A 14,403-nucleotide genomic window follows, 5' to 3' on the forward strand; every position below is an offset into this window, starting at 1 on the left:
CCATCTTCGTGACAGGTGACAAACCCGCGCCGAAATTTTTCTGCGGACAAATTTGCCGGTTGCACAAGGGATTTCACCTAGATATTTTGAAAAAAAGCCTCACTGCGTTATCACATCGATGTCGCTTATGCCTGAAGGAATTCTTATGATTATCTTGTTTGGAACGCATACAATCGGTATATTCGGCTTGTCTATCGCACCCTGTGAAACACATAGTTTTTCTGGGCAATCGGAATCTACAACTGAGATCCTTCCGCCTTCCACTTTGACTAGCATTCCAACATCAAGATAAACTTGTTGGTCTTCCTTAAGGTTCATGGTTCTTATCAGATTCCCATCAAAATAGATCTCAGCTACATGAGAGGAGGTTCCCCTTGGGAACAAAAGAATCACAATCACTGCTAACAGTGACACAACAAGCGCGAAGTCGTATTTTGTGAATAACTTCATCGCTCCTGATAAACTTCAAAACCCGGTGACTTAAAAGTACTCATATCTTCCATTACGAGAAGAACGAGTGCTCCAAATCTCGGCAAGAATGTTACTCCCGGCTCCATACCAATCACAAAGGCGGCAGTTGCATATGCATCTGCAAGCATGGCGCTTCTGCCAATAACGGTTGCGCTAATAACTCCGTTGCGGGATGGGTATCCAGTCTCTGGATCGAGAATGTGGTGGTAACGTACGTTGTCTTCCACAAAAAATCTTTCATAGTCCCCAGAAGTAGCAACTGCACCATCATATAGATAGATATACTCGATAACGTCTTGGACACTCTCCCCTCTCGGATCTCTCACACCGATTATCCACGGCCTGCTTCCGTACTTCGGACCGATTACCCCAATGTCTCCGCCAGCATCAATGAAGCCAGTCGCTCCCTCGTCGAGCGCTTTGATCTTCGCAATAGCCATATCTACTGCGTATCCCTTTGCAATCGCTCCAAGATCCATCATTGCACCGTCCGACAGCGAGACATATCCTGTCTTCTCATCGAACGTGATCCTGGAGAATCCGGTGGAACGTAGAGCGGCTTCGATTTCATCTTCTGAAGGAATTCTTCTCAACGAAGACTCATCGTCAAAACCCCACAGTCTGGTTAGCGAATAAAGTGTAGGATCGAATGCACCGGATGTGTTTCTCGAGATCTCAAGAGCGGACTTAATAAGGAAACTTGTTTCTTTGTCGATGTCATGAAGCTCTCCACTTCTGTTTAGCTCGGCAATTATGCCATTGGTTCGGCTACCGAATTTTTCGTCAATTCGCTTGATCTCGCTTAAGGCGGCTTCTGCCAGAGCAACAGGAGACATTTTCGAGGATGAAACTCTTATGGTAACATAAGTCCCAAGAAGGTATTCGGTTCTGTCGTAGTACTCAACAGGTTTCTGTCGAAAGAAAACGAAAATCAGCAGAACCATCGCAGAGATAAAAAGCAACGCATAGGCTACAGTACGGCTTCTCAGGAGACTACTGGAATCTCTTCCTGGCACTTATTGCACCTTCCTTTTTCATCTATGCCGATTACTGAACTTCGCATTCCCTTCCTCTCAATCAGAAGATTTCCACAGTGAGGGCATGACGTATCGGAGAGACCGGGAAGACTAATGTTCCCAACATAGACATATCTCAAGTATTCTTTTGCAACATCTGCAAGCCTTACCAGCGACTCTGGAGAAGTGGGCGGGATCTCACTCCTGTAGTTAGGATAATATCTGTTTATGTGAAGGGGAATGTCTTTCGAAAGCTCTGAAATCCATTTTGCCTCTTCTCTCATTTCTTCAGTGGAATCATTCTTACCAGGAATTATTAATGTTGTCAATTCCAAATGCGTTCCTACCTTTTTTGCCGTCTCTATTGATCTTAGAACATTTCTCTTCTCTGTGCCAATTTCATTGATGTAGAAGTCATCGTTCCAACCCTTTAAATCGATATTCATTGCTCTAACCGACTGTGAAAGGAGATCCATTGGCTCCTCTTCAATCACACCGTTTGTAACAAGCACACTGTAAATTCCTTCCTTTGCCGCCGCTCTCGAGGTGTCAAGAATGAACTCGAAAGAGACTATTGGTTCATTATACGTGAATGCGATGCCCCTAGACTCCCTTTCAAGGGCTATCTGAATCAGCTGCTGAGGCATCACACGCTTCACTGTTTTCGGTCTCTCTTTGGAGATTTCCCAGTTCTGACAGAAATTGCACTTAAGATTGCACCCCCACGAACCTACCGACAGTATTGTCTCTCCCGGATAGAAATGGTACAGAGGTTTCTTCTCGATTGGATCTATTGCTATCGAAGTAAGCTGACCGTAATTCAGCGAATACAACATTCCGTCAACGTTCTTCCTTACACCACAGAAGCCAACCTGATTTGGCTTAATCACACAACGCATAGGACAGAGTAGGCACTGAAGAGCGTCTTCTTCACCATATTCGTCAAAATACACGGCCGATTTCAAAACAACCACCTCTTATCGTTGTCAGTAATACCTTTCAACCGCGAACCTGAATATCCTGTAGTCCTCGGATTCCCTGATGCCTGCTTTACGTAATGCTATTCTCAACTGTTGCTGAACAGTTTCGACGCCTTCCAGATCGGGTAGAAGGACACCCTTTCTGTTTCCAAGGGTGACAATAACCCCAAACATCTTTGGATTCAGTTCTGCGACAGTTGTCTCTTCAGGTAGTCCCAGAATGTCCACCGTTATATCCAGACAAGGCAATTCGCCCACGCTAATTGGTGAGAACCGAGGATCTCTAGTCGATGCTGAAATCGCATTGTTTATTATCTCAAGAGCCACGTTTTCTTCGGTGGGATATATCGTTCCTATGCACCCTCTAAGCGAGCCGTCACGAGTATGGATTGATACGAAACATCCGGCCCTTCTGGCAGTCAATTCCTCAGAAACCCATTCGGGCACAGGAATTACTGAACGCTGCTGCAAATATTCCTCCAGCGCATATTTTGCAACTCTTACAGGCTCGGAATTTGGCAACACTGTCCCTCAGTCGAAGAAGATCTGAGACAACTTGTAGTATTCAAAAGGCACAAGCTTCTTCGTGGCTATTCCATACTCAAGAGGTATAGAGATAATGTCATTGCCCCTAAGTGCAACCATTCTTCCAAAATCACCTTTCATAACAAGCTCCATTGCATGTACTCCATATCTAGTTCCGAGAATTCGGTCGAAAGCAGTTGGAGTACCTCCTCTCAGAAGATGTCCAAGAACTACTGATCTTGTGTCGTAACCGGTCCTCTCAGAAATGATGTTTGCCATATAATGGGCGATTCCTCCCAGTTTGATATGCCCGAAAGCATCGATCTTACTTTCATCGCCCACAACGTTCTCAAGTTCTGTTGGTTTGAACCCTTCGGCAACAGCAACAATCATATAACCATAGCGATCCATCCTGTTCTTCACATAGTCAAGGATTTCATCTATTGTCATCGGGTATTCGGGAATAAGTATAAGATGAGCCCCAGCAGCCATTCCTGCTTCTAGAGTAACCCATCCTGCTTCGCGCCCCATTAGCTCCACGATGATTATCCTTCCGTGAGACTTCGCGGTTGAATGCAGCCTGTCAATAGCATCTGCTCCAACATTAACAGCCGTCTGATACCCGAAAGTATAATCTGTATTTGCAACGTCGTTGTCAATTGTTTTTGGAACCCCAATCGTTTTGTATCCCATAGAGGAAAGCTTTGCGGCGACACTTAACGTATCGTCTCCACCGATGCCGATAATTACGTCCAGTCCCAACTTCTTAATGTTTTCCTCCATCTTGGTTCTCATATCTTCCGACTTAAAGGGGTTTGTCCTGGATGTTCCGAGAATAGTACCGCCAAGGATGTGAATTCCTTCAACATCGTTATCGGTAAGCTTCATGCTTTCTCCATTGACCAGCCCTTTCCAACCGTGCATCAAGCCGATTATTTCTACGCTTTCTGGAGCAGATTTGACAATTCCTCTAATAACCGCATTCAACCCTGGGCAGTCCCCGCCGCCAGTCAGTATCCCAATTCGCATTACTAACCTCCTGTAAGTTCTAATAATGCTGACGCATAGACTGTATAATTATAACATGAAGTGACGCAATCTTGTCTGACGACAGAGAGGGAAGAGGCTTATGAAGCTAAGTTTGAAAACATTGAGAGAACATGTGACATCTCCGGAATACTCACCAACTACGTTGAGAGGTCTTGCTGCCAAGCTAGAGCTAAGCGATAATGAAAGCAGGGCATTGCTCAAGAAATATCTTCAGCAATTGGTTGATTCATCGGTAATCGTTAAGGATTCCAAGGGAAGATACATCTCTCCTGGTGAGAAAACGGTGGTAGGGACAGTAGAGTTTGCTAGAAGGAACATGGGAGCCTTTATAACTATTGAAGACGGAGAAGATATCTTCATACCGTCGGAGGATACCGGCTTCTCAATTCATGGAGACACTGTCTTCGTAGAGATAACCGGCAGATTCAGAGAGATAAGAAAAGGAAGGATAGTCAAAGTCATAAAACGGAATAAGGAAAAGGTAGTAGGTACCTTCAAGACAAGGGGAATAATGGCCTTCGTAGTAGCCGATGACATCCGAATAAAGAACGACTTCTACATTCCACCAGAAGGATTCAACGGAGCAAAACCAGACGACAAAGTTCTTGTGAGGATTACCAAATATCCGTCACCGGGGAGAAATCCCGAAGGAGTAGTAGAGCGAGTTCTCGGAGATGCGCTAAGTCCAGAGGTAGACCTCTTAACGGTCATATACAAGCAGGGTCTGCCGGAGCCCGGATATTTTCCCGAAGAAGTTAAGACTCAGGCCGCTAAGATGTCAAGGAAGATTAGCTCGAGAGAGATAAAAGAAAGAGAGGATCTCCGGAGTGAACTGGTATTCACAATCGATGGCGATGATGCGATGGACTTCGACGACGCGATTTCTCTTAGAAGGAATTCCGAAGGGAATTATATGTTAGGAATTCACATAGCCGATGTCTCATACTATGTTCGCGAAGGGACGCAGATCGATTCCGAAGCCTATTCAAGAGGAACGTCTGTGTATTTGCTTGATACGGTTATTCCGATGCTCCCATTTGAGTTGTCAAACGATATTTGTTCGCTGAGACCAGAAGAAGACAGGTTGACTCTTTCTCTTTTGATTGAAATAGATCAGAGAGGACGGGTGATTGCCTCCGAGATTAAGAATTCCGTGATCAATTCAAGGAGAAGACTTACTTACTCGGAGGTAAATGGATTTCTTAATGGAGAAGCCTCTGCCGAAACGATGGAAAAGCTTAGGCCTGTTGCCGAGTCTTTGAGATTATCACATGAGTTGGCTCAGAAAATCAGAGATCTCAGAAAGAAGCGGGGCTCGGTCATGGACATTTCTTCGAGAGAAGTCAAGATCATTTTTGATGAAGAAGGCAGAGTAGCAGATATCCTGCCTCAGACCCGCGGGATTTCTGAGTGGATTATTGAAGAGTTTATGATACTGGCCAACGAGACAGTGGCCGAGATTTTCAACAGTAGAGGATTACCATTTGTTTACAGGATTCATGAAGAGCCTGATCCTGAGTCGATGATGCAATTGAAGAACTATCTCGAAGCTCTTGGCATGAAGGTAAAAATCCCTAGAAATGTTCATCCTAAAGCTCTTCAACAGATACTTGAGAAGACAAAGGATCATCCTCTCCACACTTCGATAGAGAGAGTTCTTGTAAGAGGTATGAAGCGAGCGGTATATTCCAGTAGGAATATCGGGCATTTTGGGCTGGCCTCAGAAGCATACACTCACTTCACTTCGCCTATAAGAAGATATCCAGATTTAATTGTGCACAGGCTCCTGAAGAAACTGGTGAATAACTCCGGGAGAGACCTCATTGAGGAATCAAAGGATCTTGAAGAAGTTCTTCCCAAAATTGCTTCTTGGGCTTCTAAGAGAGAGAGAGTTGCGAATGAAGCTGAATGGGATTTGCTAGACATGAAAAAGGTCGAGTATATCGCTAACAGAATCGGTGACACCTTTGACGGCGTTATAACAGGTGTCACGAAGTTTGGGATTTTCGTAGAGCTTACGGAGAAGATGATATCAGGTCTAATCCATATTTCAACTCTAGATGATTATTACGATTTCATAGAAAACCAGAACATTCTAGTTGGAAGGAAGAGTAAGAGGATTTTCAGAATCGGCGATCAGTTGAGAGTTCAAGTTGTAAGGGCAGACAAGACTACAATGGAGATAGATTTCAGCATAGCAAAAGAGAAGGAATCAAGAAACAACAAAAAGAAAACCGTATCATCAAACAAGTCCAGAACGAAGGAACACAACGGGAAGAAGAGAAAAAACTAGTACAGAGGCTCAAATCCTTGGGTGTTCCAGTATTCCTTCATAAGAGACTCATAGAGACTGAGAAGAGCCTGCTTGTGATTTTGTTCCCATTTTGAGAGCGTACTGAATAATCTCTTGATTTCGGCTTTCGAAGATTCCTCTGATTTTTGATTATAGAAGTCTTCGAAGTCTTTCTCTATAAGATAAGCTATTCTAAGCGCGGATAAGTCTCCAGCTAGGGAGTCAACAGAAATGCCTTTCAGCTCAAGAGCCTCCCTCGAAGAGAATGTGTCCCTATCTTCGATTTCTGTGAAAGAGATTTCATCTCCTCTAGAGACTCCTTCGAACATTGCGGCGATGAAAGATACGTGATCCATTTCCATTTCCGCCAGTTCAGCGAACAATTCCCTAACTTCCGGAACGTGAATTTCCCTGGCTCTTTCTCTATAGAACTTTGCACCCTCTCTCTCTCGGGCCAAAGCATACTTCAATATAGCCAACTCTTCATTTCCCATATTGTGCCTCCTTAAGTTCTATTAAGACATTCACAAGTATTATCTCATTACTTTTCACTTCAACCAAGATATGCTTGATGTTCGGAAAGTCACTCTTATAGTGATCAAACGTGGTATATTTTCTACAAAAGACTCAGAGAAGAGGTGCCACATGGAGATTATTCGCCTCAAGTATGGGGAAAATACTTTTGCAATAACCGAGACATTGCCTTTTTCAATTGCTATTCTTGATCAAATATACGACGGAGACATTTATCTTGCAATTGATGATTTGAAGGGTAGCAAGATAGAAGGAGATCTCATTTGCATAAAGAATCTAGCCAACTTGTTCGATGATATAATCACACCTGAGAATTACGCGCCAATCGAGGTTGAGGAGTTCAAGGAATACCTCAGGGAGACTGACTTGACAATAAAATCATTTCCCAGGGGGACATTCTCTGGTTTTCAGGACAAGGTGCTAGCAATTGCAGATAGAGGCGATTACGAAAGCGCTCAGCAGTTTCTAGATATGCTTTTGGAAGCAAGTGTGGACAAAGCAACCGTTTGCGAGCTCAAAGGAACGGTCTTTCTTGAATCTGGAAACGAAGATGAAGGTATCAACTGGCTGCAGCGAGCCTTGAAGATCGACCCCTCATTAGTTACAGCGTACTCTTTTCTAGGTCAAACCTTTTATAACAGAGGGGAGTTCAATGAGGCTGCGGCATACTGGGAGAAGGAAATCGCTTTGTCGCCAGATCACCTCGTCACATATTTCATGCTCACCGATGCTTACATAAATGCGGGGCGCATGGAGGAAGCCTTGAACGTTCTCAAGAGCCTTTCTGAAAGAGATCCTGACAGCATTCTTACAAAAGTAGAAATGGCAGAGCTTTACGGTAAAATGGGCAATAGCGAAATGAGGAAGAAGATGGAAGAAGAAGTACTTAGCGCAAGACCAGTTTACATAAATGATATGGAGCCTTGGGCAAAGGTACAGTTCAAACACTCGAATTTCGACGTAGTCGAAGAATCTGCGAAGAAGTTTCTGAATGATGACCCCGACAGGCCGGAACTTAAGATGCTTCTTGTGGTTACTTTCATGAAGAAAGGGAAGTGTTCTGAAGCAAAGCGCCTTCTTGAGGGCTTTGAAAGTGAACAGGTATGGTATTACTACGGAAAGAAGGAGCTTTTTGACGAATATCTTACTGAGGAAGAGAGAAGACGGTGTGGAATAATCTAGTTCTGAGAGTTCCTGCATTCTTCGTGTTTGGGCTCATATTCGGGAGCTTCTCCAATGCTCTGATATTCAGGATTCCTTCAAAAGAATACTCTATAGTAAGACCAAGAAGAAGTATCTGCCCTGGCTGCAAACATGAGCTCTCATGGAAAGACAATATTCCATTGATCAGCTATATTCTATTGGGGGGAAGATGTAGGTACTGCGGTAAACCTATTTCTATAAGATACCCCATTGTTGAGCTTCTTACAGCATCCCTCTATGCGATAAATGCTTTGGTTTTCTCTCTTACGATGGCAACGGCCTTGTCTGTTTTGACCACGGGGCTGATTGTCTCTTCTTTCATTGATCTAGATTATTATATGATTCCTGATTCGGGAGTAATCATGGTAGGAATCGGTGCCTTCGCATGGTCAACACTAGAAGGAAGGTTTCCTGAGAACATATTGCACGCTCTTCTTGTCACAGGTGCAATGGTTGCATTCTTTCTTATTGCAAATCTCGTCAGGAAGGACAGTTTTGGCTTCGGAGATGTTGAGTTACTTGCTGCACTTTCGTTGGGAACGGGTATCATTGGATCTCTCTACACGATTATGATAGCTTCTTTCTCTGCTCTCATAGTCTATGCAGTTACAGCTGCAGCAAAAGGAAGGCACTTTGATAGAAAGGCTCAACTTCCGTTTGGCCCATTTATTGCAATCGGAGGCTACTCTACGCTACTCTTTCTGGATTTTATCGAGGCGCTGTACAGAGTATGAGAATTGGGAAGTGGACTGCCAATTTGAGAGTTGCTGCTTCTGGATTTGCAGAGTTTCTGAAGAATGAGGGACTGAACTATTCCATGGGTACTCTTGGAGAGTACTTTGTGGAATTGAAGAATGGCAAGGGTTTCAAGCTTTACACTAACCGGTCAGGTAACATCCGTCTGATTATGCCCTCAAGTTTTCCGGAAGAACTAGCGGAGCGACTGCTGTTTCTTTGGGAAGAATACAATGGCAGAGTCTATGAAGGAACTCATGTCTTTGTTGACGGGAGCTTCAAGGATAACATTGCGGGATACGGAGTGGTAGTAGTTACTGAAGGTCGAATTGAAAAGAAGATGAAGGGGTGTGCCAAGAAGAACCCGGAAATGAGGAATGTAGTGGGGGAGATCGAAGCAGTAATAGAAGGATTGTCCTACTGCCTGAAAAGGAGCTACAAAAAGGCGACTATTCATTACGATTATGAAGGATTGAGAAGCTGGTTAACAGGAGAATGGGAAGCGAAAAACGATCTTACGAGAAGGTATTCAGAACTTGCCCGCGATATGTCGAATAGAATAATAATCGAATGGGAGAAGGTAAAGGCGCATACCGGAAATACATTCAACGAGATTGCGGATAAGCTTGCCAAGGAAGCAGTTGATGAGTGTGATTATGATCATCTCACTCGAAGGAAGTGAGTGGCATCTGCAAAGCTATCGAAATCTTCGTTCCAGAGAAGGTTTTTTCGATCTGCTAATACGAGTAGACCTTGAAGACTTGTATGACCTCTCTAGGAATGTGATGATTAGGTGAGCGTTTATTCACTTGCGCTGATACCGATGACCGTGAATCGGGCTCGGGTATACGTATTTTTGTTGCTTTAAGTCTTCTCTGAAACCGCTGAGGCAAATTTTGACTCTTGTTTTTGTTTCTTCTATATGGAGGAGCAAAAAACTCTGAGAGGGCTGCGTTACGAAGAGCGCTTTTGATAACATTGACGGTCAACTGAAGGAAATATCATACAAGTCAATCGAGGAGGAACGACTGTGAAAGTGTACATAAGTGCCGATATTGAAGGAACAGCTGGAATTGTTGACTGGGATGAAGCAAAAAAGGGTCACAAAGACTACGAATACTTCAGCAAGCAGATGACGGCTGAAGTGAGGGCGGCGGTTCAAGGGGCGTTGAAGGCAGGAGCCTCGGAAGTTGTCGTGAGAGATGCCCACGGAAGTGCGAGAAACATCGATCCTTCTGCTCTGCCTTCAGAGGTTCGGATTATTAGAGGATGGGCGAGAGATCCTTTGATGATGATGCAGGGCATAAACGAGGGTTTTGGAGCTGCTGTGTTTACTGGATATCATTCGCCTTCCGGGATGGGTATGAACCCTCTTTCTCATACCATGTCTGGAGAAATATACTATCTGAAGATCAACGGTGAGTTGATGAGTGAATTCTTGATTAACGCAATGTCGGCTTCCTACTATGAAGTACCTGTAGTCTTCGTAAGTGGCGACGAAGGAGTCTCAAAGATTGCTGAAGAATCAGTGAAGGGTATAATTACGGTCCCGACCAACAGAGGAAGCGGTTCTTCGGTTGACTCCATTCATCCAGAAAAGGCACTAAAGCTGATTGAGGAAGGTGTATACAATGCAGTTAGGAAACAAGAAGCCGTTCCTCTGGAATTGCCGGCAGAATTTAACGTGGAGATAGCTTATATTGACCATAGAGTGGCTCACAAACTCTCTTTCTTCCCTGGGGTCAGCAGAAGAGATGACAGAACTCTAGCCTTCGAAGAAAAGAACTATTATGAGGTCCTTAGAAAGTTGCTGTTTTTGCTGTAAGTGTTCTCTCTAGCACTACACAGGTTATGACGTGCTAGATTAGCGAATCGATAGACTTGGTCTTTTAAGCCGAACACTTGTCTCTAGTGGATATTCAGGAGGCAATTCGGTTTCCGGCCTGAAACCACATTTAGCGTATATAGACAATGCCTTTCTGTTTCTTCGAGACACATCAAGGACAACCTCAAACCCTGTTTTGTCAAGAGAATCAAGAATCACACGCCCATAACCCATACTTCGGAATTCTCTTTTGACGGAGATCATACCCAGATATCTCTGACAAGTACGGATGCTCATGCTCATAGCTTTCTGTAAGACTCGATACTCTTTGAATAGTCTTAATCCGAAAGGACCAAAAGGAAAATTCCTAAGCTCAGGTTTTTCAGAAACCAATTCATTCATTGTTTCTGGAGAGTAAAGAGCAAATATTGCAACTGGTTCCTCATTAATTGCACAAAGTGTTATGTGGCTGTGGTTTATCGGGCTATTCATTGAAGCAAGAGACACAATCCCATCTATAGCTCTTTTCCCAAAAGCCATTTCGAAGTGAGAGGGATCTGTGTCGTAAATGAGCGGAGCAATGAAATCCGTATCGCTCAGTTCACCCAATCTGAAATGCATCATCGTCTTCACAAGTGAATTCTATACTTCTAAAAGAAGTTCTTCAACTGTATGCTGGCATGGAATTGCATTTGATAAAATTGGTTTTAGCTGGGCGCTTAAGGAGGCTTATGAATACTAAAGAGAGGAAACCAGATGAGAGTTTGAAGATTGCAGAACGTCTGCTTGGCGGATTCCCTGAACCTTCGGCAATTCTTTCCATCAAGGGTAAGATTGTCGTTAAAAACACAAGGTGGGAAGGGCTAGTTGCCGCTTACTACTGTGAAATGAGTTTCATAAGAAATGATGAATTCGATTTTCAAAGCTTTCTTTCTCTGTTGGATGGCCCGGCAACCAGCAGATTCAGAGCAGTTATGGACGGTCATGAAGCCAATGAGTACTTCTCGCTAGAAGATGAAGGCCAACGTGGAGGTTTTTCATTGACGATTAGCATCTCTTCTTTGGGTATATCGGAAGAGCTGTCTTACTTGATTTCCATTAGGGATAACAACGAATCCAGTTGTCTTATGAATGCGCTGAAAGATATGGCCTTTTCCGATCCACTCTCGGGATTTGGAAACGAGAGCTCCATGCATTCCTTTCTGACCGAAAGGATTTTTCTTTCGAAACAAGAAGGCTCCTCATTCCATGTGATCTGTATCTTCCTCTCTGGGATAAAAGAAATCACTGCGATGTTTGGAAAGAAGACGTCGGATGGGTTTTTGCACAGATTCTGCCGGAGGCTCGCCAAAGAATCATCTGAAGAAAGGCTCTTCAGAATCATGGAGGATGTTTTCATAATCGCAATGGATTCCGGTGAAAGGTACACTGTTTCTTCTATGGTGTCTTCACTTGTTTCAAGTCTTGAGAGACCTGTTTTCATAGGCGATACAGAGATATTGCCCTCGGTGTTGATAGGAGTCTGTCAGTTCCCAGTAGATGGAGAAAGCTCGGATTCCCTCTTGAGCAATTGCTTTTCAGCCGCGTTTAACGCAAAGAGGAAAAATCTGAAGTGGAGCTTCTATTGTTGATCAGTGGAGATAGAAAACAACCGCATCAAACTCTCCTCTATTGGAACCCACATCGCCATCATTGGAAGCCGAATAACCCGCTACAGCAAATCCGTCGCCGCAACTCGCGATCGAAAGACCCACATCTTCCATGTCTCCGCCCAGGAAGGTTTGCCAAAGCAGTCTTCCATTGTTATCAAGCTGCAGAATCCAGAAATCGCTGTGGGTTAACCCGGTCTTTCTCAACGATGAACTCTCATGACCAGTTGAACTGACATTCGACTCAGAGAAACCCACCGCCTGAACTCCTCCGGAAGGTGTCAAATAGAAATCCTTTATTACATCGTTGCCGTCACCACCGAATGTTTTTGTCCACAGGACTTCTCCTTCGGTTGAGACCTTAACAACATAACCATCATAATCTGGACTCTGCCTGTGAGAGAAGGTCCCATTAGTGGAGTTAGTAGAGCCACTGATAAAGATGTCGCCAGAAGGGTCTACCTTCACAGAAGAAGGAGAAACCTCGGTTTCTCCTGCCAGCACGCGTGACCAAATCAGGTTTCCTTCTCTTGAAACCTTCAGGACAAGAGTTGATGAGAATTCTATAGTGATTTCATTAACCGTCAGTTTACTCCCTGAATTTCCCTCTGCGTCTCCGTCATCTGATGTGGTCTCTGCAACAATAACAATGTCACCATTAGGATCAAGATCAAAAGCTACTGCCCTATCGAAAGAGCTGCCACCAAACGATTTCCGCCAAACCTCTTTTCCAAAGTTATCTAGCTTCAAGAGCACCACATCGCTTTTGATACCATCAAGTGAAGAATTAGTTCCCAAAAGAAAGTATACATCTTCAGACTCTATCACCGAAGCAGCTTCACATAATGGCCCGTGGATCTGGAACCTCCAACTCTCATTGGCAAATCTGTCAAGTTTGATCGCAATTAGAGTAGATGATTCTCCGATCTTCATTCCCGATGATCCATGCACTCTACCTGAAACAAGAAACCCGCCGTCAGAAGTAGCGATTACATCACTGAACTCAGTCCAACCCAGATCGAATCTCTTCTGCCAGGCAAGGTACCCATTTCCATCTAGTCGCACAATCCACCCATCTCTTGAAGGGCTGCCGGGTGTTGCATTAGTTAGTGTGAAACTTTCCGATGATCCTGCTAGAATCAAACTTCCATCGGATAATGCCCTCACCCTTGTGAAGATATCCCTTGATTCGCTACCCATAATCCTTTTCCACAATAAGCCTGGTATTGTCTTTGTTGAGAATGACCAGATAGGACTCTTTACTGAACCGCCCTTTCCGTCATCTGCGACAACCTGCCAGAAATACCTCACCCCGTCTTCAAGAGGGGGTAGCGAATAGTGATTCTCCGTTATGTTCTCGACCAGTTTTTCCAGCTCCGCACTCCCAAAAAACAGATCGTACGACAGAGGGTCTCCGTCCGGGTCAGCACATTTCCACGAAAGAACGAGATCACTGAAAAAGTCTTCGATCCCATCTTCAGGAAAAGGGAAAAAAGGCTCTAGAGGCCATTGATTTTTGTCCATAATGATTATGCTGAAGGTTTCACAGTGCCACTGTTTCAACTCATCTATCGCTTTAATGGTTACTCTATGCGCTGAAGGGGCTTCGGTAAATGTAGCAGTGTAACTGTATTTGTAATCCTTTATGAAACCTACTCCACTCACCAACTCGTATTTCACATTGCCGGACTCTGAAATAGTGACCTCTCTCAAGTCGATTTCGAGGGTTTCGCCTTCAAGAAGCTTCTTGTTATCTATTCTTAGTAATGGTGGTTGAAGCGAGTTCTCTATTAAGACTTCAATCGGAATGACTGCCGTTAAGGTATCCGATTGAACAACGATTTCAACATTATCTTTGGGGAGGTTGAGTTGCCTTGAATCAATCAAAAGCAAATCGTCAACTATTTTACCGTTTCCGCCAACCACCGAAAAAGAGAGGCTATTTCCGTTACTTTTCACGAGATCTGTAAGTGAAAGCGAAAGCTGTTCTCCGAACTTGATCCTGATTGCTTCAGTCTGAAGCAACTCGAAATCTTGTGTCTGTCGTCTCAGCAGCCCGAGACCAAGAACGGCTGCCAGGGCAGCAGAGCTTACCAAAATTATGAAAAGCATCCTTTTCATG

14 protein-coding genes are annotated in these 14,403 nt (G+C 44.1%); 6 read left to right on the forward strand and 8 right to left on the reverse strand.

All coding sequences use genetic code 11. The features are described 5' to 3' along the window. Nucleotides 1-99: 99 nt before the first annotated feature. The 5 genes from V512_RS02090 to V512_RS02110 are packed head-to-tail and all read right to left on the reverse strand — an operon-like array spanning nt 100 to nt 4,021. A complete protein-coding gene (locus tag V512_RS02090) occupies nt 100-450 on the reverse strand; it encodes a NusG domain II-containing protein (protein WP_099828808.1) in 351 nt (116 codons plus the stop codon). Beyond that, the gene (locus tag V512_RS02095) at nt 447-1,487 is read right to left on the reverse strand and encodes an FAD:protein FMN transferase (protein ID WP_099828809.1); all 1,041 of its coding nucleotides are present in this window, start codon (nt 1,485-1,487) and stop codon (nt 447-449) included. Before V512_RS02095 ends, V512_RS02090 begins: the two co-directional genes overlap by 4 nt. Next, complete coding sequence (amrS, locus tag V512_RS02100) at nt 1,457-2,452, reverse strand: AmmeMemoRadiSam system radical SAM enzyme (RefSeq protein ID WP_099828810.1); 996 nt, start codon at nt 2,450-2,452, stop codon at nt 1,457-1,459. Before amrS ends, V512_RS02095 begins: the two co-directional genes overlap by 31 nt. A 21-nt stretch (nt 2,453-2,473) precedes the next feature. Next, nucleotides 2,474-2,989 (reverse strand): AmmeMemoRadiSam system protein A, encoded by a 516-nt coding sequence (gene amrA, locus V512_RS02105; protein WP_099828811.1) that lies wholly within the window; start codon nt 2,987-2,989, stop codon nt 2,474-2,476. A gap of 9 nt (nt 2,990-2,998) precedes the next feature. After that, the gene (locus V512_RS02110) at nt 2,999-4,021 is read right to left on the reverse strand and encodes an ATP-dependent 6-phosphofructokinase (protein WP_099828812.1); all 1,023 of its coding nucleotides are present in this window, start codon (nt 4,019-4,021) and stop codon (nt 2,999-3,001) included. Between the two features lie 100 nt (nt 4,022-4,121). Here V512_RS02110 and rnr point away from each other — a divergent pair, with 100 nt between their 5' ends. Continuing rightward, on the forward strand, nt 4,122-6,335 hold the full coding sequence (gene rnr / locus V512_RS02115) for a ribonuclease R (protein ID WP_099828813.1): 2,214 nt from the start codon (nt 4,122-4,124) through the stop codon (nt 6,333-6,335). Here the strand turns inward: rnr and V512_RS02120 are convergent. After that, nucleotides 6,332-6,829 carry a ferritin family protein gene (locus V512_RS02120; RefSeq protein ID WP_099828814.1) on the reverse strand — a complete coding sequence of 166 codons (498 nt, stop codon included), beginning with the start codon at nt 6,827-6,829 and terminating at the stop codon, nt 6,332-6,334. The genes rnr and V512_RS02120 overlap by 4 nt on opposite strands. 151 nt (nt 6,830-6,980) lie before the next feature. On the opposite strand from V512_RS02120, the gene V512_RS02125 reads away from it, so the two are divergent. The 4 genes from V512_RS02125 to V512_RS02140 all read left to right on the forward strand — a co-directional run bounded on the left by V512_RS02125 (nt 6,981) and on the right by V512_RS02140 (nt 10,632). Beyond that, on the forward strand, nt 6,981-8,051 hold the full coding sequence (locus tag V512_RS02125; protein ID WP_099828815.1) for a tetratricopeptide repeat protein: 1,071 nt from the start codon (nt 6,981-6,983) through the stop codon (nt 8,049-8,051). Continuing rightward, a complete protein-coding gene (locus tag V512_RS02130; RefSeq protein WP_099829013.1) occupies nt 8,036-8,806 on the forward strand; it encodes an A24 family peptidase in 771 nt (256 codons plus the stop codon). Before V512_RS02125 ends, V512_RS02130 begins: the two co-directional genes overlap by 16 nt. Then, a complete protein-coding gene (locus tag V512_RS02135) occupies nt 8,803-9,489 on the forward strand; it encodes an RNase H family protein (protein ID WP_099828816.1) in 687 nt (228 codons plus the stop codon). The genes V512_RS02130 and V512_RS02135 overlap by 4 nt, the downstream gene beginning before the upstream one ends. A 348-nt stretch (nt 9,490-9,837) precedes the next feature. Beyond that, on the forward strand, nt 9,838-10,632 hold the full coding sequence (locus tag V512_RS02140) for a M55 family metallopeptidase (protein ID WP_099828817.1): 795 nt from the start codon (nt 9,838-9,840) through the stop codon (nt 10,630-10,632). A 39-nt stretch (nt 10,633-10,671) separates the two neighbouring features. Here V512_RS02140 and V512_RS02145 read toward each other — a convergent pair whose 3' ends face one another. Further along, complete coding sequence (locus V512_RS02145; protein ID WP_099828818.1) at nt 10,672-11,253, reverse strand: GNAT family N-acetyltransferase; 582 nt, start codon at nt 11,251-11,253, stop codon at nt 10,672-10,674. A gap of 110 nt (nt 11,254-11,363) precedes the next feature. Between V512_RS02145 and V512_RS02150 the strand changes: the two genes are divergently transcribed. Then, complete coding sequence (locus tag V512_RS02150) at nt 11,364-12,263, forward strand: GGDEF domain-containing protein (protein ID WP_165775322.1); 900 nt, start codon at nt 11,364-11,366, stop codon at nt 12,261-12,263. Here V512_RS02150 and V512_RS02155 read toward each other — a convergent pair whose 3' ends face one another. Then, entirely contained in the window at nt 12,264-14,402 is a 2,139-nt protein-coding gene (locus V512_RS02155; RefSeq protein ID WP_099828820.1) for a hypothetical protein, read from the reverse strand. It abuts the gene before it with no gap. Nucleotide 14,403: the final 1 nt, after the last annotated feature.

Origin of the sequence: Mesotoga sp. Brook.08.105.5.1, from assembly GCF_002752635.1 — a bacterium.
Lineage (GTDB): Bacteria > Thermotogota > Thermotogae > Petrotogales > Kosmotogaceae > Mesotoga.

Excerpts from the sequence above, each read along its gene's own strand:
- V512_RS02090 (WP_099828808.1), bottom strand. The coding sequence starts at position 450 with ATGAAGTTATTCACAAAATACGACTTCGCGCTTGTTGTGTCACTGTTA.
- V512_RS02110 (WP_099828812.1), bottom strand. The coding sequence starts at position 4,021 with ATGCGAATTGGGATACTGACTGGCGGCGGGGACTGCCCAGGGTTGAAT.
- rnr (WP_099828813.1), top strand. The coding sequence starts at position 4,122 with ATGAAGCTAAGTTTGAAAACATTGAGAGAACATGTGACATCTCCGGAA.
- V512_RS02120 (WP_099828814.1), bottom strand. The coding sequence starts at position 6,829 with ATGGGAAATGAAGAGTTGGCTATATTGAAGTATGCTTTGGCCCGAGAG.
- V512_RS02125 (WP_099828815.1), top strand. The coding sequence starts at position 6,981 with ATGGAGATTATTCGCCTCAAGTATGGGGAAAATACTTTTGCAATAACC.
- V512_RS02135 (WP_099828816.1), top strand. The coding sequence starts at position 8,803 with ATGAGAATTGGGAAGTGGACTGCCAATTTGAGAGTTGCTGCTTCTGGA.
- V512_RS02145 (WP_099828818.1), bottom strand. The coding sequence starts at position 11,253 with ATGCATTTCAGATTGGGTGAACTGAGCGATACGGATTTCATTGCTCCG.
- V512_RS02150 (WP_165775322.1), top strand. The coding sequence starts at position 11,364 with ATGAATACTAAAGAGAGGAAACCAGATGAGAGTTTGAAGATTGCAGAA.
- V512_RS02155 (WP_099828820.1), bottom strand. The coding sequence starts at position 14,402 with ATGAAAAGGATGCTTTTCATAATTTTGGTAAGCTCTGCTGCCCTGGCA.